The sequence below is a fragment of the Streptomyces sp. NPDC104831 genome (genome assembly GCF_055583025.1).
Genome location: NZ_JBVJOT010000033.1, coordinates 37745 through 59388, shown reverse-complemented (window position 1 = coordinate 59388; position 21644 = coordinate 37745). Strand labels below are relative to the sequence as shown.

At 75.9% G+C, this 21644-nt stretch carries 13 protein-coding genes; 9 read left to right on the top strand and 4 right to left on the bottom strand.

Annotation, left to right across the window (positions count from 1 at the left end):
- Positions 1-13 precede the first annotated feature (13 nt).
- The gene (locus ACZ63H_RS22620; RefSeq protein ID WP_469867690.1) at positions 14-1240 is read right to left on the bottom strand and encodes a serine/threonine-protein kinase; all 1227 of its coding nucleotides are present in this window, start codon (positions 1238-1240) and stop codon (positions 14-16) included.
- A 111-nt stretch (positions 1241-1351) separates the two neighbouring features.
- Complete coding sequence (locus tag ACZ63H_RS22615; protein ID WP_469867688.1) at positions 1352-3058, bottom strand: serine/threonine-protein kinase; 1707 nt, start codon at positions 3056-3058, stop codon at positions 1352-1354.
- 414 nt (positions 3059-3472) lie between these two features.
- Here ACZ63H_RS22615 and ACZ63H_RS22610 point away from each other — a divergent pair, with 414 nt between their 5' ends.
- From ACZ63H_RS22610 to ACZ63H_RS22585, 6 genes are all read left to right on the top strand, one after another.
- Complete coding sequence (locus tag ACZ63H_RS22610) at positions 3473-7309, top strand: FtsK/SpoIIIE domain-containing protein (RefSeq protein WP_469867686.1); 3837 nt, start codon at positions 3473-3475, stop codon at positions 7307-7309.
- 169 nt (positions 7310-7478) lie between these two features.
- A complete protein-coding gene (locus ACZ63H_RS22605; protein WP_469867684.1) occupies positions 7479-8858 on the top strand; it encodes an ABC transporter substrate-binding protein in 1380 nt (459 codons plus the stop codon).
- A 70-nt stretch (positions 8859-8928) separates the two neighbouring features.
- A complete protein-coding gene (locus ACZ63H_RS22600; protein ID WP_469867682.1) occupies positions 8929-10209 on the top strand; it encodes a carbohydrate ABC transporter permease in 1281 nt (426 codons plus the stop codon).
- Positions 10206-11114, top strand: a complete 909-nt coding sequence (locus tag ACZ63H_RS22595; protein ID WP_469867680.1) for a carbohydrate ABC transporter permease — start codon at positions 10206-10208, stop codon at positions 11112-11114. Before ACZ63H_RS22600 ends, ACZ63H_RS22595 begins: the two co-directional genes overlap by 4 nt.
- Positions 11115-11571: 457 nt before the next feature.
- The gene (locus tag ACZ63H_RS22590; RefSeq protein ID WP_469867678.1) at positions 11572-13773 is read left to right on the top strand and encodes a bifunctional glycosyltransferase/CDP-glycerol:glycerophosphate glycerophosphotransferase; all 2202 of its coding nucleotides are present in this window, start codon (positions 11572-11574) and stop codon (positions 13771-13773) included.
- A 6-nt stretch (positions 13774-13779) separates the two neighbouring features.
- Positions 13780-15978, top strand: a complete 2199-nt coding sequence (locus tag ACZ63H_RS22585; RefSeq protein WP_469867676.1) for a bifunctional glycosyltransferase/CDP-glycerol:glycerophosphate glycerophosphotransferase — start codon at positions 13780-13782, stop codon at positions 15976-15978.
- A 17-nt stretch (positions 15979-15995) separates the two neighbouring features.
- On the opposite strand, the gene ACZ63H_RS22580 is transcribed toward ACZ63H_RS22585, so the two are convergent.
- Positions 15996-16409, bottom strand: a complete 414-nt coding sequence (locus ACZ63H_RS22580) for an organic hydroperoxide resistance protein (RefSeq protein WP_469867675.1) — start codon at positions 16407-16409, stop codon at positions 15996-15998.
- 101 nt (positions 16410-16510) lie between these two features.
- Between ACZ63H_RS22580 and ACZ63H_RS22575 the strand changes: the two genes are divergently transcribed.
- Positions 16511-16975 carry a MarR family winged helix-turn-helix transcriptional regulator gene (locus tag ACZ63H_RS22575; protein WP_469867673.1) on the top strand — a complete coding sequence of 155 codons (465 nt, stop codon included), beginning with the start codon at positions 16511-16513 and terminating at the stop codon, positions 16973-16975.
- Here ACZ63H_RS22575 and ACZ63H_RS22570 read toward each other — a convergent pair.
- On the bottom strand, positions 16929-18425 hold the full coding sequence (locus ACZ63H_RS22570; RefSeq protein WP_469867671.1) for a glycosyltransferase family 39 protein: 1497 nt from the start codon (positions 18423-18425) through the stop codon (positions 16929-16931). The two genes, ACZ63H_RS22575 and ACZ63H_RS22570, sit on opposite strands and share 47 nt — an antisense overlap.
- Before the next feature lie 219 nt (positions 18426-18644).
- On the opposite strand from ACZ63H_RS22570, the gene ACZ63H_RS22565 reads away from it, so the two are divergent.
- Together ACZ63H_RS22565 and ACZ63H_RS22560 are read left to right on the top strand one after the other, a co-directional pair.
- Complete coding sequence (locus ACZ63H_RS22565) at positions 18645-19916, top strand: glycosyltransferase 87 family protein (RefSeq protein WP_469867669.1); 1272 nt, start codon at positions 18645-18647, stop codon at positions 19914-19916.
- A 47-nt stretch (positions 19917-19963) separates the two neighbouring features.
- Positions 19964-21574: a glycosyltransferase family 2 protein gene (locus tag ACZ63H_RS22560; RefSeq protein ID WP_469867667.1), complete on the top strand. Its 1611-nt coding sequence runs from the start codon at positions 19964-19966 to the stop codon at positions 21572-21574.
- Positions 21575-21644 lie beyond the last annotated feature (70 nt).

The window sequence follows — 21644 nt, the reverse complement described above, 5'->3', positions numbered from 1 at the left end:
CCGGCGCCGGAACTCAGGGGGCCGAGGTGCTGTGGGTGTCCGGCGGCGCCTGGTCCTCCCCGTCGGCCGAGGCGAGCCACGCGCCGACGCCCACCGCGGCGGCCACCACCGCCCCGGCCACCCCGAGGGTCACCCGGCGCCGCCGCACCGCGGCCCGGTGGCGGGCCGAGCCCGGGCGGGGCGCGCCGGCGGCCCGGGGGGCGCGGGCGGTCCCGTGCGCGCCCCCGGCCAGCTCGTCCGGCGCGGGCACCCGCATCGAGGTGTGCGTGTCCCGGTTGGAATCCGGCTTGGCGCCGGGGACCAGGGACACCGCGCCGCGCCGCCGTACCGGCTCGCCCTCGGGCGCGGGCGCGGGGACGGCCTCCTCGGCCTCCTCCTCGGCGGGCCCCGGCTCGTCCACCTCCAGCGGGGGCAGTCCGGCCAGCGTGGGCAGCTGCTCGCGCAGCCGCGCCGCCAGCTCGGAGGCGCGCAGCCGGGAGGCGGGCGCCTTGGCCAGGCACTGCACCAGCAGCTGCCACAGCTCGTCGGGGATGCCGGGCAGCGGTACGACGGTCTCGGTGACGTGCCGGCGCAGCACCGCGCCGGGGTGTCCGCCGCCGAAGGGGGTGAAGCCGGCCAGCAGCTCGTACAGGACGGTGGCCAGCGCGTAGATGTCCACGGCGGCCCGGGGCGGCAGGCCCTCCACGATCTCCGGGGCCAGGTAGTCCGGGGTGCCGATGATCTTCGTGGCGCGGGTCCGCCGGGGCGAGTCGATCAGTTTGGCGACTCCGAAGTCGGTGAGCAGCGCCGGGTGGGCGCCGCCCGGTCCGAGCGGGCCCTGCATGTCCAGCAGGACGTTCTCGGGCTTGACGTCCCGGTGGACGACGCCGGCCGCGTGGGCCGCGGCCAGCGCGTCGGCGACGTCGGCGACGATCGCGACGGCCGCCTCGGGGGCGAGCCGCCGTTCCCGTTCCAGGCGGGTGCGCAGGTCGGTGCCGCGGACGAGGTCCATGACCAGGGCCAGGTCGTTGCCGTCGACCACCAGGTCGCGCACGGTGACGATGCGCGGGTGTTCCAGGCCGAGCAGCGCGGTGCGCTCCTGCACGAAGCGGCCGACGAGCTCCTGGTCGGAGGCGAGGTCCTCGCGCAGCAGCTTGATGGCGACGGGGCCCTCAGGTCCCTCGCCCAGCCACACCGTCCCGGCGCTCCCCCGCCCCAGGATCTGGTTCGCGGTGTACCGGCTGCCGATCTTCCGTGCCAAGACTGCTCCTACAGACGCGTGTTGTCGTTAAAAGTACGCGTCCGGCGGGTCGACCTCCGCCGCCGAGGCGGAAATCACCCGGCAGATGTCGACAAATCTCCAACCTCGCGGTCAGTTCCCGGAGGAGCCGCCCAGGTCCTTGACCCAGCCGCCCACCGTGCCGGCCCAGTCGGTCAGCTGGTCCCAGTAGCCCTTGCCGGTGCCGATCCAGTCCTGCAACGGGGTCAGCTCCCAGATCAGCCAGCTGACGACGACCAGGATGACGATCGTGAACAGGCAGCCCTTCAGGCAGCCCAGCCCGGGGATCTTCATCGGGTTGGCGCCGCGCTGCCGCGGCGCCCGGGGCTCGCGCGCGGGCCGCTGCGGCTCGGGCGGAGCGGGCGGCGCGTACCGCTGCGGCTGCTGGGCGGGCTGCGGCGGCTGGGGCGTGGAGTACCGCTGGGGCTGCTGCTGCGGATAGCCGTAACCGGGGGCCTGCTGCGGGCGCTGCCGGCCGCGCGGCTGGGGCTGCTGCGGGCGGGGCTGGGGGGCCGGGCGCGGCTGCTGCTGGGGCCGGGGGGCGACCTGCCGCTGGGGGCGGCGGCGCAGCGGGTCCTCGTCCGGGCCGAGGTACTGGACCTGCGTCTGGTCGTTGCGGTCCCGGGCGGCGCGCAGCTGCGTCTGCCAGGGGTGCGGCTGCTCGGGCTGCTGCCCCTGCTGGTCCGGCGGCACCGGGGGCAGGACGGCCGTGGGGTCCGCGGCGCCCGTGTGGGGCAGCACGGCCGTCGGGTCGGCGGCGCCGGCCGGGCCGCCGGTGTGCGGCAGCACGCTGGTCGCGGCGTTCGGGTCGTACGCCCCCTGCGGCGCGTTCGCCGGCAGCACCTGGGTGGGGTCGGCGGCGCCGGGCACGTCCGGGACGGCGGTCGGGGCCGGGTCCGGGGCGAGGAGCGCGCCGACGCCGTCGGCGGCCGCGATCTGCGCGGCGTTCGCGTGCACGCCGACGCCCTCGGCGACGACCCGCAGGGCCCGGGCGAGGTTCTCCGCGCCGGGCCGCTCGTCCGGGTTCTTGCGCAGGCAGCGCTCTATGACCGTCCACAGCGGGTCCGGGACGGTGGAGGGGCGGCGCGGCTCGGCGCTCAGGTGCTGGTGCAGCACCTCCAAGGCGGTGCTCCCGGCGAACGGCGGACGGCCGGTGACCAGCTCGTACAGCAGGATGCCGGCGCCGTAGACGTCCACGGCGGAGGTCTGCGGGCGGCCCTCGGCGGACTCCGGGGCGACGTAGGCGGGCGTGCCGACGAACTCGTGGGTCCGGGTCAGGCCCGGGGAGTCGGCGAGGCGCGCGATGCCGAAGTCGGTCAGCATCGGGTGCATCTCGCCGCCGTGCTGCCGGAGCAGCACGTTGGCGGGCTTCAGGTCGCGGTGGACGACGCCGTCGGCGTGGCTCGCGGCGAGGGCGTCGGCGATCTGGGCGGTCAGCAGGGCGGCGGCGACCGGGGTGAAGGGGCCGTTCTCGCGCAGGTAGCGGTGCAGGTCGGGGCCGTCGACGAGGTCCATGACCAGGGCCAGCAGATCGCCCTCGACGACCAGGTCGCGGACCCGGACGATGTTCGGGTGGGTGAGCCGGAGCAGTACGGAGCGCTCGCGCAGGAAGCGCATCACGATGTCCGGGTCGCTCGCCAGCTCCTCCTTGAGGACCTTGATCGCGACCGTTTCCCCCGGCTGTCCGGGCACGGCGGCCTCGGCGCCCGCCGTCTCCCTCTGGCGGGCACGCCAGACAGTGCCTGTGGCGCCGCGTCCGAGCGGCTCCTCAAGCAGGTACTTGCTGCCGACTGGCCGCACGTCACGCGCTCCCTGCTGGTTGCTGTCGCTTGCTTCCCGGTCCCGGAGTCCCGGTGTTCCGCCCCACTGTAGTGCCGTGCTACGGGGCACCACGTACGCGTTCCCGGGCATCCTCGGGCGTCCGGGACGGGGTTCGACGGGAAGACGCGGGACGCGGTCCTCCGGTTGCCCGGGACCGGACGTGACCGATCTCAACTGATCGCCGACGGGTTCCGGGTCCGGCACTTTTGGGGGCAGAGCCGACCAATCAAGATCACTTGTCACCGGGTTCCGGGCGCGTGGCCGACGGCAGGTGCGAGGATGCCTCCAGCAGTCCGCCGGGACGGTGCCGGCGGCTGCTGGCCGACGTGCTCGTGTGGGGTGGGGGGAAGTCCGCGCCCGCGCAGACCCGCGCAGAAGGGACCGCTGACGCCGATGCAGATCCGGCTGACCGTCGTAGACCCGCTCGGTCCGCCCCCGCAACGGGGCCGCGCCGTGTGCCGCGACGTGCTGGTCACGGCGCCCGTGGGCACGGAGCTGGGCGCGGTGGCGTCGGCGCTGGCCGGGGCGGTCGCGGGCGAGGGGGGCGCGGGGCGGGAGGCCGGCGCGTCCGTGGTGCTGTACGCGGGCGAGGAGCGCCTCGATCCGCGCCGGTACACGCTCGGTGAGCCGCCGCTGGTCGACGGGGCCGTGCTGTCCCTGGGGGTTCCGGCGGCGCCCGAGCCGCGTCCCGAGCTGGACGACGCGCCGACGCGGCTGCACGTGGTGGCGGGGCCGGACGCGGGCGGGGTCCATCTGCTGCACGGCGGCCGGATCACCGTGGGCCGCTCCGCCGACGCGGACGTACCGCTGGACGACCCCGACGTCTCCCGGCTGCACTGCGCGGTCACCGTCGGCGCGGACGGCCGTGTCTCGGTCGCCGACCTCGGCTCCACGAACGGCACGTCCCTGGACGGCACCCGGGTGACCGGCCGGCCGGTCCCGGTCCCCGCGGGCGGCCTGCTGCGGGTCGGCGAGTCCGCCCTGCGGGTGACCGCGTCGGGCGGGGCGGCGATACGGGTGCGGGCGGTGCCGGACGGGGAGGGGTGCGTACGGGTCGCCGTGGGCGGGGCCGGGGCCTCCTCGGCGGACGCGGGCGGCCCCGGCGGAGGGGTCGCGCCGTCGGCGACCGCGGCGCCGGGCGCGGACACGGTGCCGTCCCCGGGCGCGGGGCACCGCGGTGGGGCGGCGGGCGGCGGCCGGATTCCCTCCCCCGCCGGGGAGGCCCGCCACGGCTACGGCTCGTGGGGCGCCGCGGCCGGGGCGCAGGAGCACCGGCGCGGGCAGTCCCCGGTGGTGCCGGGGCAGGCCGGGGCGCCGGACGTGGAGAACCGGGGCACGGGCTCCGCCGCGCCGGGCAGGGCGTCCGGCCGTGACACCACCCACGCGGGACGCTTCGGAGCGCACGCCGGAGCACCCTGCGTCGAGAACGCGCGCGCGGACCGGGACCCACGCCCCGGCGCACGCAAGGACACCCCGGTCAGGGGCACGGACGCGCCCAGGGGCACCCACCCCGCGCCCGCCGACCCCGCCCGAGGACCCCGCCCCGGATCCCCCGACGCGCCGTACGGCGGCCACCCCGGGCACGCCGACGCCTCACCCGGCGACCACCCCGGATACGCCGGCCCCTCCTACGGCACCCCTCCCGGACCCGCCGCCGGGTCACCGGGCACGCACCCGGGCCCCGCCGACGCTCCCTACGGCCACCGCCCCGGACCCGCCGACGCCTCACCCGGCAGCGGACCGGGGTACGCCGACGGGTCCCGGGGCACCGTCCCCGGCCCCGGCGACCACCCCGGATACGCCGGCCCCTCCTACGGCACCCCTCCCGCGCCCGCCGCCGGGCCGCGCGGGGCGTACCCGGGGTCGGGCGACGCCCCGCAGGGAACCCGCCCCCGGTCCGACGCCCCGCAGGGCGCCCGTGACAAGCCGGCCGGCGCCCCGCAGGGGGGCCGGCGGCGCGGGTTCGGGGCCTGGGCGCGGCGGCTGGCCGGCGGGCGTGGGGAACAGGCGGCCGGTGCCGAGGTGTACGAGAACGCCCCCGGTCCCGCCGCCGTCGGCGCCCCCGCCGCCGATGCCGCGGGCCGGCCGGACACCTGGCCGGACCCGGCGGCGCTGCTGCTGACGGCGCTGGGGCCCGGGCCCCGGCTGTGGGAGCGCGGGCCGGGTCACCCGGAGGCGCTGACCGTGCGGCTCGGCACGGCGGACCGGAGCGCGCCGGACGGCTCGGGCCTGCTGCCCGCCGTACCCGTGACCGCCGCGCTGCGCGAGGCCGGCGCGCTGGGCCTCGCCGGTCCGCGCCCCCGGCTGTCCGGGCTGGCCCGCGCCGTGCTGGCCCAGCTCGCCGCGCTGCACTCCCCCGACCTGCTGGAGATCGTGCTGATCAGCGCGGACCACTCCCGGCCGGTGGAGGACCGTACGGCGGAGTGGGCCTGGCTCGGCTGGCTCCCGCACGTCCGGCCGGGCCACGGCCAGGACTGCCGCCTGCTGCTGGCCTACGACCGCGAGCAGGCCGCGGCCCGCACGGAGGAGCTGCTGCGCCGGCTGGACGACCACACGGCGACGGCCGGGGAGTACGGGGCGGCCCGGTCCCGGGACGCCGCGACGGGCCCGGCCGGCATATCCGTACCCGCCCCCGCTCCCGCCCCCGTCCCGGGCGGCCCCGGCGGTTTCGCCCCCGCCGGTTCCCACGGCCCGTTCACCCTCGTCGTCGTGGACGGGGACCCGGGCGGCCCCGCCCTGCGGGACGCCCTCGCCCGGCTGGCCGTGGCCGGGCCGGAAGCCGGGATCCACGTGGTGTGTCTCGCCGAGACCGAGCCCGCCTCCCCCGTCTCCCCCGTGGCCCGGACCTACGAGACCGCGTGCGCGGTGACGCCCGCCTTCCGGCACTGCGGTGCCGTCGCGCTGCTCAGCGGGGACGTCGCCACCGCGCTGCAACTGCTGCGGGTCGGCCCCGGCGGCCCGGTCGGACCGGGCACACACGCCACCGTGGACGCCGTCTCCGCGGCCTGGGCGCAGCGGTTCGCGCGGGCCCTGGCGCCGCTGCGCCCGGACGGCCCGGACGACGAGCCGCACGCGCGCGTTTCCGCGCCGCTGCCCCGGTCGGCCCGGCTCCTGGACGAACTGGGGCTGGCCCGCGCCACCCCGGCGTCGCTCATGGCGCGCTGGGCGGACGCGGCGGACGACACCGAGTCGCCGGGCGGCCGGGCGCGGGCGGTGCTCGGTGCGGGGCCGCGCGGCCCGGTCACCGCCGACCTCGTGGCGGACGGGCCGCACCTGCTCGTCGAGGGCCCGCCCGGCAGCGGCCGTACCGAGCTGCTGCGGACCGTGGTCGCCTCGCTGGCCGCCGCCGAGCGGCCGGACCGGCTGGCCGTGGTGCTGCTCGACGGCCGGGACGGCGTCGGCACGGGCGCCGGCCGCGGCGAGGGACTGCGGGCGTGCACGGACATCCCGCACGTGACCACCCACCTGATCGCGGGCGACCCCGTGCGCATGCGGGAGTTCGCCCAGGCGCTGAGCGCCGAGCTGAAGCGCCGCGCGGAGCTGCTGGGCCGGACGGACTTCGCCCGGTGGCACGCCGGACGCGAGGTGTCCGGCCGGCTGGTGGCCCAGCGCACCCACGCCCCGGGGCCGGCCTCCGGGGACATAGAGGCACCGCCCAGCTCCACCATCCGGCTGCGGCCGGGCGCGGCGGCCCGCCGCCGCGCCGCCGCCGCGCCGCCGCTGCCCCGCCTGGTGGTGGTCGTGGACGACCTCGACGCCCTGGTCTCCCCGGCGCTCGGCTCGCCGGGCCGGCCCGCCGCCGGTTCGGTGGTCCGGGCGCTGGAGGCGGTGGCCCGCGACGGCGACCGGCTCGGGGTGCACCTGGTGGCGGCGACCGGGGCCGACGGCCGTACGGCGGAGTCGGAGCCGGCCCGCCGGGCGGCCCTGCGGGTCGAGCTGGACGCGCCGCAGCCGGGGCCGGAGCAGCCGGCGCCGGGGCGGGGCCGGCTGGCGTACGCGGACGGCCCCGCCGTGGGCTTCCAGGGCGGGCGGGTCACCGGCCGCATCCCGCGCACCGCGACCCAGCGGCCCACGGTGGTCCCGCTGGACTGGCAGCGCATGGGCGACCCGCCGGCCCGCCGGCCGGTACGGGAGCTGGGCAACGGCCCGACCGACCTGGCGCTGCTGGCGAGCGCGGTGGAGCGGGCGGCCCGCGAGGTCGCGGCGACGGAGGTCCCCTCGCTCCTCTAGAGCTGTCGACTCCCCGGCATACGGCCCCGGTCACGAGCCGATCACGATACGCCGGTCGGTGCCGCAGGTGCTCTTGCCCGTGTCGAGCGGCCCGGCGTACACCGGACCGCACGGGACAGAGTTCTTACGTTCAACGAGCGTTCAGCGAAGAACGACGAACGGGGAAGTGATGCACAGCAAGAGCAGCACATTCCGGGCCCCCAGGGCCGTCACCGCGCTCGCCGCCCTGCTCGCGGGGGCCCTGGCGCTCACCGCGTGCTCCAGCGGTGACGACGAGAAGAAGGACACCGGGGGGAAGACCGGCGCGGCCACCGGTTCCACCGTCCGCCTGCCGAAGCTGGACGGCGCGAAGCTGGAGGTGTCCGCCGTCTGGACGGGCGGCGAGCAGGCCAACTTCAAGAAGGTCCTGGCGGAGTTCGAGAAGCGGACCGGCGCGTCGGTCACCTTCGTGCCCGCGCAGGACCCGATCATCAACTTCCTCGGTTCGAAGATCGCGGGCGGCCAGCCGCCGGACGTCGCGCTGCTGCCGCAGCCCGGCGCCATCAAGCAGGCCGTGCAGAAGGGCTGGGCCAAGCCGCTGGGCGCCGAGGCGCAGAAGGAGCTGGCGGAGAACTACTCCCAGGGCTGGCAGGACATCGGCAAGGTCGGCGGCAAGCAGTACGGCGTCTACTACAAGGCCGCCAACAAGTCGCTGATCTGGTACAACGCCCAGGTCTTCGAGAACGCGGGAGCGAAGGAACCGAAGACCTGGCAGGACCTGCTGACCGCCTCGCGGGCCGTGTACGACTCCGGGGTCACGCCGTTCTCCGTGGCCGGCGCGGACGGCTGGCCGCTGACCGACTGGTTCGAGAACATCTACCTCTCCCAGGCGGGGCCGGAGAAGTACGACCAGCTGGCCCAGCACAAGATCAAGTGGACCGATCCCTCGGTGAAGCGGGCGCTGACCACCCTCGCCCAGCTCTGGGGGAAGAAGGAGTACCTGGCGGGTGGTCAGAACGGCGCCCTGCAGACCGAGTTCCCGCAGTCGGTCACCCAGACCTTCACCGGCGGCGACCAGCCGAAGTCCGCGATGGTCTACGAAGGCGACTTCGTGCAGGTGAACATCGGCGAGACCAAGGCGAAGGTGGGCACGGACGCGAAGGTGTTCCCCTTCCCGGCGGTCGGCGACGCCGCGCCGGTGGTCTCCGGCGGTGACGCGGCGGTCGTCCTGAAGGACTCCAAGGCGGCGCAGGCCCTGGTCACCTTCCTCGCCTCCCCGGACGCGGCCGCCGTCCAGGCCGCGCTGGGCGGTTACCTCTCCCCGAACAAGAACGTGCCGTCCTCCGCGTACCCGAACGCGGTGCAGCGGAAGATCGCCGAGGCGCTGGTCGAGGCCGGCGACGACTTCCGCTTCGACATGTCCGACCAGGCCCCGCAGGCCTTCGGCGGCACGCCGGGCAAGGGCGAGTGGAAGGACCTCCAGGACTTCCTGAAGAACCCGTCCGACGTCGCGGGCGCCCAGGCCAGGCTGGAGCGGGACGCGGCGGCGGCCTACGGGAACGGGGGCTGATCCGCGCATGGCGTCGGCAGCGGCGGCCGGGGCCCCACCGGGCCCCGCCGCGCCCCGCGGTCGCAAGAGCGTGACCGGCACCCGCAAGACCGTGGCAGCGCTGTTCCTGCTGCCCGCGCTGGTGCTGCTCGGCGCGCTCGTGGTCTACCCGATCGGGTACTCGGTCGTCCGCAGCTTCTCGGGCTCCTCCGGTGAGGGCTTCGTCGGCTTCGACAACTACACGACGCTGTTCACCGACGACGGCATCCGGACGGCGCTGAAGAACAACGTCATCTGGGTGGTGTTCGCGCCGACGGTCGCCACCGCGCTCGGCCTGGTCTTCGCGGTGCTGACCGAACGGGTGCGCTGGGGAACGGCGTTCAAGCTCGTCGTCTTCATGCCGATGGCGATCTCGATGCTGGCCGCCGGGATCATCTTCCGGCTGGTGTACGACCAGGATCCGGACAAGGGGGTCGCCAACGCGGTCTGGGTGGGCGTGCACGACACGTTCGCGCAGTCGTCGGCGTTCCCCAAGGCGCATCCGGGCCGCCGGTCGCCGCTCGTGGCGGACGGCGGGGGCTTCCTCACCAAGGACGCCGTGCACGCCGGGCAGCCGGTCGCCCTGCCGCTGGTCGGCGTGGCCCCCGACCGGCTCCCGGACGGCGTGCGGAAGGCCGCCGCCGCGCGGCCGGAGCCCGGCAGGGTCACCGGCACCGCCTGGCAGGACTTCACCCGGGGCAAGGGCGTCGGCAGGCTCGGCGCGCCCGATCCGTCCGAGGTGGGGTACGCCGGGATGCGGATCGAGGCGGTGAAGGACGGCAAGGTGGTGGCCTCCGCCAAGGCGTCCGGCGACGGCACGTTCACCCTGCCCGCCGCCGCCGACGGGGCCCGGCTCCGGCTGCCGGCGGACAACTTCCGGGAGCCGTACGACGGGGTCGGCTGGCTCGGCCCGGCGCTGGTCACCCCGGCGATCATCGGGGCGTACGTGTGGATGTGGGCCGGCTTCGCCATGGTGCTGATCGCGGCCGGACTCGCGGGCGTGCCCCGGGAGCTGCTGGAGGCGGCACGAGTGGACGGCGCCTCCGAGTGGCAGGTGTTCCGCAAGGTCACCGTGCCGCTGCTGGCACCGGTGCTGGCGGTCGTCGTCGTCACACTGATGATCAATGTGCTGAAGGTGTTCGACCTGGTCTTCATCATCGCGCCCGGCTCCTCCCAGGACGACGCGAACGTGCTGGCGCTGGAGCTGTACCGCAAGGGCTTCTCGGAAGGGCGGCCGGGCGTCGCGAGCGCGATCTCGGTGTTCCTGCTGCTGCTGGTGATCCCGGTGATGCTGTTCAACATCCGCAGGCTGCGGCGGGAGGTGCGGCGATGACGGTGACCGCCTCACGCGTCCGGAAGGCCGGTCCGGTCCGGGCGGTCCCCGCCCGGCGGTCGGTCGGCTCCCGGATCGCGGAGAAGCTGGGCGGCGGGCTGGTCCGCGTGGTGCTGATCGTCGTGGGCCTGTTCTGGCTCGTGCCCACCATCGGCCTGCTCGTCTCCTCGCTGCGCTCGCCGCAGGACATGAGCGCGAGCGGCTGGTGGACGGTGTTCACCGAGCCGTCCCAGCTCACCGTGGACAGCTACCGGAAGCTGCTGGAGAACCCCGACATCACCGGCTCGCTGGTGAACACCGTACTGATCACGGTCCCGGCGACGCTCCTGGTCGTGGTGATCGGGGCGCTGGCCGGATACGCGTTCGCGTGGATGGAGTTCCCGGGCCGGGACTGGTGGTTCCTGGGCGTGGTGAGCCTGCTGGTGGTGCCCGTGCAGGTGGCGCTGATCCCGATCGCGGAACTCTTCGGGAAGATCGGCCTGTTCGGGTCGATCCTCGGGGTGATCCTGTTCCACACCGGGTTCGGGCTGCCGTTCGCGGTGTTCCTGCTGCGGAACTTCTTCGCGGAGATCCCGCGCGAACTGCTGGAGGCGGCCCGCCTGGACGGCGCCGGCGAACTCCGGCTCTTCGCACGGGTGGTGCTGCCGCTGGGCGGTCCCGCGATCGCGAGCCTCGGCATCTTCCAGTTCCTGTGGGTGTGGAACGACATGCTGGTCGCGCTGGTGTTCACCAAGTCGGGCACCCAGCCGATCACGGTCGCCCTGCAGACGCAGGTCCGGCAGTTCGGCAACAACATCGACGTGCTGGCGCCCGGCGCGTTCCTCTCCATGGTGATCCCGCTGGCCGTGTTCTTCGCGTTCCAGCGGCAGTTCGTGACCGGTGTGATGGCGGGCGCGGTGAAGTAACCGCGTCCACGCGTCACTTCAGGGGGCGGGCCCGTCGCGGCCCGCCCCCTTCGCGTCGGCCGGTGTAGCCCGAATGCCGTACCCGCCGTAACCGATTCACTCCTTCGGCCGTTCCCGGACCACCACGCCCGCGCCGAGCGACCCCTGGATGTCCCGTGCCCCGGTTCCGTCTCACCGTCCCCGCGTACCAGGTCCGGGCGCGTCCCCCCGGGGAGCGCGCGTCCGCGCCGCCGGGCCACGCGCTCGCCCCGGCGCGCCGGGGCCCGGTCACCGCGCCACGACCCGCCGGTCCGCTCCCCGTCACCGGGAGCCGCTGAACACCGTTGGACCTTCCGGGAGTTCCCATGCCCCTCGGCTCGACCCGGCCCGCCCCGAGCCGGCCGTCCACCCGGCGTCCGGCGGGACGGCCCGGCCGTGCCGCATGACGCCGGAAAGACTCGACGACAGAAAGAACGGAATGCCCCGCTTCAGCATCATCGTCCCCTCCCACGGAGTCGCCGGGCGGCTGTCCCAGGCGCTGGACTCGGTCCTCGGCCAGTCCTTCGACGACCTCCAGCTGATCCCGGTCTGCGACGGCCCCGACGCCTCCGCGGCCGAGGTCGCCGCCGGGTACGCCGGGCGGGACGCCCGGGTGACCCCCGTCCACTCGCCGCCCTCCGCCGGGCTCAGCGGGGCGCGCAACGCCGGGATGCGGGCGGCGACCGGCACCTATGTGCTGTTCCTGGACGGCGACGACCTGCTGCTGCCGGGAGCGCTGGCGGCGGTGGACGCCCGGCTGTCGGAGGTCGCCGGGGTGGACGTGCTGTACTGCGGGCACGAGCGCGCCCCCTGGTGGGAGGGCGAGCCGGTCAGCCCGGCCGGACCGCTGCCGGCGCAGGCCCCGGGCGGCGCCTTCGCCCCCGCCGAGCTGCCCGGGCTGACCGGCGTCCGGCTGCCCGCCTGGAGCGCCGTGTACCGCGGGGCCTTCCTCGCCGAGCGGGACCTGTCCTTTCCCGACGGGCACTTCACCGACCTCGGCTGGGGCGGGCTGGTGACCGTCGCGGCCGGGCGGATCGCGGTGCTGCGCCGGGCCGTCGTACGGCACCGGCCGCGCCGTCAGGGCAGCCGGCTCCGGCTGCCGGGCCCGCACCAGCACACCCTGCTGGACCAGGTGGAGCGGGTGCTGACCCGGGCGGCCGAGCAGGGGCTGGGGGCCGAGCGGACCGGGCCGCTGTTCGACCAGGTGTTCGCCGTGGTGCTGAAGACGGCGTCCTGCCCGGAGCGGCTGCCCTCCGGGCACCGGGCGTTCTTCCGCCGCGCGGCCCGGCTGTACCGGCTGCACCGGCCGGCCGGCCACCGGGTGCCGGACGGCCGCCTCGGTGTGCAGCACCGGCTGCTGGCGCTGGGGGCGTACGACGCGTTCCGCGCGCTGCGCGGCGCGCACCGCGCGGCCGGTGGCGCCGTCGCGCGGCTGCCGCGCCCGCGCATGGCCCGCACCCGGCTGCGCTACGCCCGCGACCTGCGCCGCCCGCTCGACGCGAACCTCGCCGTGTACTGCGCCTACTGGGGCCGGGGCTACACCTGCAACCCGGCCGCGATCCACGCCAAGGCCCGGGAACTCGCCCCGCACCTGCGCTCGGTGTTCCTGGTCGAGGCCGGCCGGGAACACACCCTGCCGGACGGCGTCGAGTACGCGGTGATCGGCTCGCGCCGCTCCTGGGAAGTGCTGGCCCGGGCCGCGTACCTGGTCAACAACGCGAACTTCGCCGAGGGCGTCGTCAAGCGGCCGGGCAGCGTGCACCTGCAGACCCAGCACGGCACCCCGCTGAAGACGATGGGCGTGGACCAGTCGACGTACCCGGTGGTGGCCGCGCGGTCCGGGAGCTTCGGCAGACTGCTGGGCCGGGTCGACCGCTGGGACTTCAACCTGTCCGCCAACCGCCACTCCACCCAGATGTGGGAGCGCGCCTTCCCCGGCTCCTACGAACACCTGGAGTACGGCTATCCGCGCAACGACGTCTACTACACGGCGACCGCCCGTGACGTGGCCCGGATCCGCCGCGAGCTGGGCGTCCCGGAGGGCCGCACGGCCGTGCTGTACGCGCCGACCCACCGCGACCACCACACCGGTTTCGAGCCCGGCCTGGACCTGGAGGCGTTCTGCCGGGCGGCCGGGAAGGACGTCGTCGTGCTGCTGCGCGCCCACTACTTCTACGACCGGGGCGGCTCGCGCGGCTCGGACCGGATCATCGACGTCACCGCGCACGGCTCGGCGGAGGACGTGTGCCTGGCCGCCGACGCGCTGATCACCGACTACTCGTCCATCATGTTCGACTACGCCAACCTGGACCGGCCGATCGTGATCTACGCCGACGACTGGGAGGTGTACCGGGAGACCCGGGGCGTCTACTTCGACCTGATGGCCGAGCCGCCCGGACCGGTCGCCCGGACCCCCGAGGAGCTGGCCGCCGTGTTCCGCGACGGTTCGTACGCCGGTCCCGCGGCGCGGGCGCTGCGGGCCGCGTTCCGGGAGCGGTTCTGCCAGTTCGACGACGGGCGGGCCGCCGAGCGGGTGGTGCGCCGGGTGCTGCTCGGCGAGCCGCCGGAGGCACTGCCGCCCGTGCTCCCGCTCGCGCAGCGCGTTCCCGCCCCCGCCGCCGCGACCCTCGTGAGGAGCTGACCCGCCGTGCCCCGCTTCAGTGTGATCGTGCCCTGCTACAAGGTGCAGGGCTTCCTGCGCGAGTGCCTGGACTCGGTGCTCGGGCAGTGCTTCGGGGACTTCGAGCTGATCGCCGTGGACGACCGCTCCCCGGACGGCTGCGGCGCGATCCTGGACGAGTACGCCGGCCGGGACCCGCGCGTGAAGGTGCTGCACCTGCCGGAGAACGTGGGCCTGGGCATGGCCCGCAACGCCGGGCTCCCGCACGCCACCGGGGACTACCTGCTCTTCCTGGACAGCGACGACACCCTCACCCCGGGCGCGCTGCGGGCCGTGGCCGACCGGCTCGCGGAGAGCGCCGACCCGGACGTGCTGGTCTTCGACTACGCGCGCGCCTACTGGTGGGGCGGTACCCGGCGCAACGTCCTCGCGCACCTCCTGGCCCGTCAGGAGGTGTTCACCGCCGCGGAGTACCCGGCGGTCCTGGACCTGCTGATGGTGGTCTGGAACAAGGCCTACCGCCGGGACTTCGTCACGGAGCACGGCTTCGTCTTCCCGCCGGGCTACTACGAGGACACCCCCTGGACGTTCCCGGTGATGCTCAGCGCCCGCCGGATCGCCGCCCTGGACCGGATCTGCCTGCACTACCGGCAGCGCCGCCAGGGCAACATCCTGTCCACCACCAGCCGCAGGCACTTCGACATCCACGACCAGTACGAGCGGGTCTTCGCGTTCGTGGCCGAGCGGCCGGAGCTGGCGTCCTGGCGGCCGTACCTGCACCGCAAGATGGGCGAGCACTGCCTGGACATCCTGGCCAAGCCGGACCGGCTGCCGCCCGCCGACAAGGCCGAGTTCTTCCGGCGTACGGCCCGGATGTTCCGCGCCCACCGGCCCCCGGGCGCCCGGGTGGACGGCGAGGTGGCCGTGCTGACCGGTTCCTGGACCGGGTACCGGCTGCGGCGGCAGACGGCGCGGGCCGGGCGGGAGGCGGCCCGGCGGGCGGGCCGGGCGCGCCGGGCCGCCGCCGCGCGGGCCGGCACCGGCTGGGCCGCGCTGCACGCCCGCCGCCCGCTGGACGAGAACCTCGTGGTGTACTCGGCGTCCTCGCACCGGGGCGTGCTGGGCGATCCGGCGGCGATCTACCACGCGGCGCGCGAGATCGCGCCGGGGCTGCGCGGGGTGTGGGTGGTGCGGGACCGGGAGACGGCCGCGGCGCTGCCGGACGGCGTCGAGCACGTGGTCGTCGGCTCGCGGCGCTATCTGGAGGTCACCGCGCGGGCGAAGTTCTTCGTCAACGACGTCAACTGGCCCGGCACCCTGGCCAAGCGGCCCGGCAGCGTGCACATCCACACCCACCAGGGCACCCCGCTGAAGTACGCGGGCGCCGATCTGCGGGACAAGCCGGGTGCCCGGCTCGGCTTCGACGTGCCGCAGATGCTGCGCCGGGCCGACCGCTGGGACTACAGCCTGGTCGCCTGCCGCCACGCCGAACTGGTGTGGGAGCGGGCCTACCCCTGTCACTTCACCTCGGTGCGCACCGGCAGCCCGCGCAACGACGTGCTGGTCGCCGGGGCGCCCGGCGGCTTCCGAGAGCGGCACGGCATCCCGGCGGACCACACGGTGGTGCTGTACGCGCCGACCCGCCGGGACTACCGCCGCGGCGGGCACGTGGACCGGATCGACCTGGCCCGGTTCGCCGCCGACCTCGGCGAGGGGCACACGCTCGTGGTGCGGCTGCACCCGTCGCTGGCGAACGGCCCCGCGCGGGGCATGGGCCTGGCGGAACTGGCCCGGCGCCGGATCGTGGTCGACGCGACCGACGAGCCGCACCTGACGGACGTGCTGCTCGCGGCGGACGCGCTGGTCACCGACTACTCGTCCGTGATGTTCGACTACGCCGTCCTGGACCGGCCGGTCGTCGTGTACGCCGACGACTGGCCGGTGTTCACCGCGAGCCGGGGCGCCTATCTCGACATCACCGCCGAGCCGCCGGGCCGGGTCGCCCGCGCCTATCCGGAGCTGGTCGGGCTGTTCGGCTCCGGTGACTGGCGCGACGAGGAGTCCGCGCGGCTGCGCGCCGCGTTCCGGGACCGGTTCTGCGAGTTCGAGGACGGGCGGGCCGCCGAGCGGGTGGTACGGGCCCTGCTGCTGGGCGAGCCGCTGCCCGGGCCGGCGTCCCGGATCCCGGGCCAGTCCGGGTCCCGGGACGCGCTGTCGCGGGCGTAGCGGCCGCTGCCCGACGACTACTCGACGACGAGGTCGACGTCGATGTTGCCGCGGGTGGCGTTGGAGTAGGGGCAGACCTGGTGGGCGGCCTCGACCAGCTCGCGGCCGGTCGCCTCGTCCACGGTGTCGGGCAGTTCTATGCGCAGGGTGACCTTCAGCCCGAAGCCCTCGCCCTGCTTGCCGATGCCCACCTCGGCGGTCACCGCGGCGTCGCTGACGTCGACCTTCGCCTGCCGGCCGACCAGGCCGAGGGCGCTGCCGAAGCAGGCGGCGTACCCGGCGGCGAAGAGCTGCTCGGGGTTGCTGCCCTGGCCGTCGCCGCCCAGCTCGACCGGCATGGCCAGGGGGAGGTCGATCCGGCCGTCGGAGGAGACGGCACGGCCCTCGCGGCCGTGGGTCGCGGTGGCGACGGCGGTGTAGAGCGCGTCCATGGGGACCATCCCTCTCGGGTGCGGGGTTCGTTACGGCCATAAGTAGAGCACACAATTAAGTTGTGCACAATCAAATGTCCCGCAAGGGCTACCCTGGAGGCATGACCGACACCGACACGGAGTGGCTCCGCCTGGACCGCCAGATCTGCTTCTCCCTGCACGCGGCGTCCCGCGCCTTCAACGGCGTCTACCGCGTGCTCCTCGGGGAGCTCGGGCTCACCTACCCCCAGTACCTGGTGATGCTGGTGCTGTGGGAAGAGGGCGACCTGCCCGTCAAGAAGCTCGGCGAGCGGCTGCGGCTCGACTCGGGCACGCTGTCCCCGCTGGTCAAGCGGCTGGAGTCGGCCGGCCTCGTACGGCGTGAGCGCAGCGCCGAGGACGAGCGGTCGGTCCTGGTCCGCCTCACCGGGGAGGGCGCGGCGCTGCGCGAGCGGGCCGCCGGGGTGCCGCGCCGGATCATGTCGGCGACCGGCTTCGACCCGGCGGAGATCGGCGAGCTGCGCGAGCGGCTCGACCGGCTCACCGCCGCCCTGGACGCGGCGGCGGTGGCGGAGGCCACCCGCTGACCGGCCGGACGTAGAGCCGTACGGTCGGCACGCCCCGCACGGCCTCCTCACGGCCGGCGAACTCCTGCCACAGCACCGAGACCTTCGCCCGCTCCACGGGGTCGCGCGGCACCCAGCGGCCGCCCAGCACCCGGCGGTCCCCGACGACCCACACCCGGTCCAGCCGCGCCAGCCGGCGCCGCAGCTCCGCGACGGGGGCCTCCCGCCCGTACAGCGTCCCGGACTCCGCGGCCCCCGCCACCCGCAGCACGTCCCGGGTGCCCCGGAACGGCCCCGGATAGGCGAGCGCCACGTTCCGCATGGCGGCCGGCAGGTACACCACCGCGTCCCCGGCCGCCAGCTCCCGCCCGGCGGCCCGGGAGACGGCCCCCAGGTCGTCCGCCCGGCCGGCGGGGTCCCGGTCCTGCCGGAGGAGGGGGAACTGGTGGCACAGCGCGAGCGTGACGGCGGCGGCGCCGAGGAGGGTGAGGGAGGGGTTCAGCAGGGAGCGCCCGCCCGGCCCGCCGTCGCGCCACAGCCGCCCGGCCGCGCCCGCCACCCGCTCCGCCCCGCACGCCACCAGCAACGGGGCTCCCGACAGGGCGTACAGCACATAGCGGTCGACGTACAGCGGCGACGCCTGGGACACCAGCATCAGCACCGCCGGCGGCACCACCGTCAGCGGCAGCGCCACCCCCGCGCAGGTCGGCTCCCCCCGCCGGCCGACCAGGCGCAGCAGCCCGAGGCAGCCCAGCGCGCAGCACACCCAGAACACCGAGTCGGCCGGCCCCAGGAACTTGCGCAACAGCCCCCCGGCCGTCTCCGCCGTGGGCGCCCGCAACCACGCGAGCTGCGCCGACTGCCCCCGCGACACCAGCACCATCGGCGCCAGCGCGACGACGACCGCCACCGCCGCGCGCCCCCACCCGCGCCACACCCGCCCCCCGGCCCGGGCCAGCGCCAGCGACGCCGCGTGGGCGAGCAGCAGCAGCACGGCGAACTCGTGCAGCCAGCAGGTGAGCGCGAGGACCGCGCCGTAGGCCCACCAGGAACCGCCGCGCACGGCCCGGACGAACAGCAGCGTCGCCGCGGTGGCGCCGGCCGCGACCAGGGCGTAGGAGCGGCCCTCCTGCGCGTAGTGCCCGGCCATCGGCGTGACGGCGTAGAGCAGGCCGGCCCACAGCCCGGCCCGCGGCCGGAGCAGCCGGCGGCCGAGCGCGGCCACCAGCGCCGCCGTGCCGGCCGCCGCGCACACCGACGGCAGCCGCAGCACGACCTCCCCGGGGTGGACGGCGAGGACGGCGTGCACCAGCAGGTAGTACAGGCCGTGCACCGCGTCCACGTCGTGCAGCAGGCGCCAGATCTGCGGCACCGTACGCCGCCCCACCTGGAAGCTGACGGCCTCGTCGCGCCACATGCCGTCCCGGTCCAGCCGCCACAGCCCGAGGACCAGCATCACCAGCGCGGGCACGCCCCAGACGGCGGCCCGCCGCAGCCGTTCCCGGGCGGGCGGCCGGCTCGTTGCACCGGCCGGAGCGCCCGTGGGCGTGCCGGCCGCTCGACGCGACTGCGGTTTCGCAGGAAGCCCGACGTTCACCATGGCCCGATCTCTTGCGATTAGCCAACATTTGCGACTTTTGACGGCGTATCAGCAGAGATACACCATCCGCACCGCTTAGGCTCCCATGTGATGAACCGTCTCCGTGTCACCCCCGGACCGCTCGTCACCCTCACCGCCCTGTGGCTCGTCACCCGCGCCCTGATGCTGTGGCTGACCGCCCACAGCGGCTCCTGGCCGCTGGGCGGGGGCGCGGTGACCCGGGAGGTGTGGCGGCTGTACTTCCACTGGTACGGCGTGCTCGCGCACGGCTCCTTCCCGGCGCACGACACGCTGTGGCAGTACCCGCCGGGCGCGGGCGCGGTGCTGCTGGCGCCGGGCCTGCTGCCGGGCCTGACCTACTTCCAGGCGTTCGTCCTGCTCACCCTGGCCGCGGACGCGCTGACGGTGGCGGCGCTGCTGCGCGCCGGCACCCGGCCCGGCCGCAGCCCGCTCGGCGCGGCCGTGTGGACGGGCGGCCTGCCGCTGCTGCTGCACCTGCCGCTCGCCCGCTACGACGTCCAGGTCACCGCCCTGGCCGTGCTCTCCCTGCTGGCCTCGGCGCGCTCCCCGCGCGCGGGCGGCGTGTTCGCAGCGCTGGGCGCGCTGGTGAAGGTGTGGCCGGCGCTGGTGCTGCTGGGCACGCCCCGGGGCCGCCCGACGCGCCAGGCGTGGCTGTCGGCGGCGTGGACCGGGGCCGGGTGCCTCGCCGTGCTCGCGGTGTTCTTCACGCATCCGCTGTCCTTCCTGCGGGAGCAGGGCGGCCGGGGCGTGCAGATCGAGTCGCTCGGCGGCACGGCGCTCAACCTGGCCCGGCGCCTGGGCTGGCCGGGCCGGTCCCGCTACCAGTACGGCGCGGTGGAGATGGTCGGCCCGCACGTACGGGCGGTCGCCGTCGCCTCCCTGACGCTGACGGCGCTCTGCCTGGGGCTGCTGGTGCTGTGGCGGGTGCGGGCGCGGCGCTGGAGCGAGGCCACGCCGTTCGACGCGGCGCTGAGCGCGGTGCTGCTGTTCACGGTCACCAGCCGGGTCATCAGCCCGCAGTACATGATCTGGCTCATCGGGCTGGCCGCCGTCTGCCTGACCTCCCGGCACACCTGCCAGCGGCCGGTGGCGGTGCTGGTCCTGGCGGCGTCCGCGCTGAGCACCGTGGCGTTCCCGATGTACTACCGCGAGGTGATCGACGGCACCTGGGCGGGCTGCCTGCTGATGCTGGGCCGCAACGGGCTGCTGGCGGGCGCCGCCGTGCTGTCCTTCGTCCGGCTGTGGCGCTCGGCGCGCCCGCCGGCCGGCGAGAGCGCGCCCGCGGCGCGCCCCCGGCCCGGTGCCGGCCGCCTCCCGGACCGGGCACTGAGCACCCCTTGACGGGGTGAACCACGTTTCCGGCTCACTTCTCTCCCCCCCGTGGACCCATGCACCCAGAACAACGAGACCCGCCCCCGGCACCGGCGTCCCGGGTCGCCGTCGTCGTCATCGGCTACAACGACCGCGCCCACGTCGCCGACGCGGTGCGCTCGGCGCTGGCGCAGGGACCGGCGGTCGCCGAGGTGATCGCCGTGGACGACTGCTCCACGGACGGCAGCGACAGGCTGCTGGCCCGGCTGGCCGCCGGCGAGCCCCGGCTGCAGGTGGTGCGCCGGGGCACGAACAGCGGCGGCTGCGGCAGTCCGCGCAACACCGGGATCGACGCGGCGACGGCGCCGTACGTGATGTTCCTGGACAGCGACGACGTCCTGCCGCCCGGCGCGGTGGACGCGCTGCTGACGGCGGCGGCCGAGGGGAGCGCGGAGGTGGCGGGCGGTCTGTGCGTGCGCCGGGAGCTTCCGTCGGGGCGCGAACAGCCCTGGCAGGCGGCCCTGTACGCGGCGCCCGCGGTCCTCGCGCACCCCGCCCGGCGCCCCCGGCTGGTCCACGACACGCTGTGCGTCAACAAGCTGTACCGCACCGGCTTCCTGCGCGCGCACGGCATCCGCTTCCCCGAGGGCCGCTTCCTCTACGAGGACTTCGTCTTCACCGCCCGCGTCCTGGCCGCGAACCCGCGCGTCGCGCTCGTCCCCGACCGGGTCTACGTGTGGCAGGTGCGCCGGTCGGCCGGGCGGCTGTCGCTCTCGCTGGACCGGGAGCACATCGGCAACTGGGCGGCGCGCGTCGAGGCGTGCGCGCTGGCGTACGACATCCTGCTGGGCGCCGGGCAGAAGGAGCTGGCGCGGGCGGCGCGCGCCAAGTTCCTCGACCACGAGCTGCGGATGTACGCGCGCGAACTGCCGCTGCGCGACGCGCGCTACCGGCGCGCGTGGTGGGCGCGCACCCGGGAGCACCTCGCGGGCTGGGACGCCGCCGACTGGGAGACCGACCCCACCGCGCCCGGTCGGCTGCTCGGGCGGGTGGTGCTGGCCTGTGCCGAACCCCGCGACCTGCCCCGGCTGCGCGAACTGGCCGCCCGCCCGGCCCGCCTGCTCCCGCCCTACGCCCGCGCCCCCGACGGGACCCCGGTCTGGGCCCCGGACCTGCCCCAGGTGTCCCTGGCGCCGCTGCTGACCCGGCCCGTCCCGGAGCTCCCGCTCGCGGTGGACGCCGCGCTGCGTCCCCGCGCGCGTGCCTCGCTGCTGTGCCTGCGGCTGCACGAGCTGTACGGGAGGGTGGCCGGGGCGGGCGGTTGCGCGGCCGACGTGGAGTGGCGGGCGCGCGAGGACGACCGCACGCGGGGGCGCACGACCGTCCCGTTCACGCCCTCCGGCGCGGACGCCTGGGCGGCGCGGGTGCCCGTGGACCTGGGGGGACTCGGCTCCGGCACCTGGGACCTGCGCCTGACCCTGCGGTTCGCGGACGGTTCCCGGCGGGAGGTGACGGCGCACGCCCTGCCGGGCACCCTGCGCCGGCACGCCGTCCCGAGCGCCGCGCACGGCGTGCTCCTGGTCCGGCCGTACGCCACCCACTCCGGTGCCCTGGCCGTACGCGTGGCGGCGGGCCCGCGCGGAGTGCTCCGGGTGGCCCGCGCCCGGCTGGAACGCCTGCTTGACTGAGGGCCGGCCGACGTCGTGGGACGGGGGCCGACGGACGAGCCGAGACGAGCTGACGAGGGGACGGTCGCAC

Coding starts and splice junctions, on each gene's coding strand:
- ACZ63H_RS22610 (WP_469867686.1), top strand. CDS start 3,473: ATGCAGATCCGGCTGACCGTCGTAGACCCGCTCGGTCCGCCCCCGCAA.
- ACZ63H_RS22595 (WP_469867680.1), top strand. CDS start 10,206: ATGACGGTGACCGCCTCACGCGTCCGGAAGGCCGGTCCGGTCCGGGCG.
- ACZ63H_RS22580 (WP_469867675.1), bottom strand. CDS start 16,409: ATGGACGCGCTCTACACCGCCGTCGCCACCGCGACCCACGGCCGCGAG.
- ACZ63H_RS22565 (WP_469867669.1), top strand. CDS start 18,645: ATGAACCGTCTCCGTGTCACCCCCGGACCGCTCGTCACCCTCACCGCC.
- ACZ63H_RS22560 (WP_469867667.1), top strand. CDS start 19,964: ATGCACCCAGAACAACGAGACCCGCCCCCGGCACCGGCGTCCCGGGTC.
- ACZ63H_RS22575 (WP_469867673.1), top strand. CDS start 16,511: ATGACCGACACCGACACGGAGTGGCTCCGCCTGGACCGCCAGATCTGC.
- ACZ63H_RS22590 (WP_469867678.1), top strand. CDS start 11,572: ATGCCCCGCTTCAGCATCATCGTCCCCTCCCACGGAGTCGCCGGGCGG.
- ACZ63H_RS22605 (WP_469867684.1), top strand. CDS start 7,479: ATGCACAGCAAGAGCAGCACATTCCGGGCCCCCAGGGCCGTCACCGCG.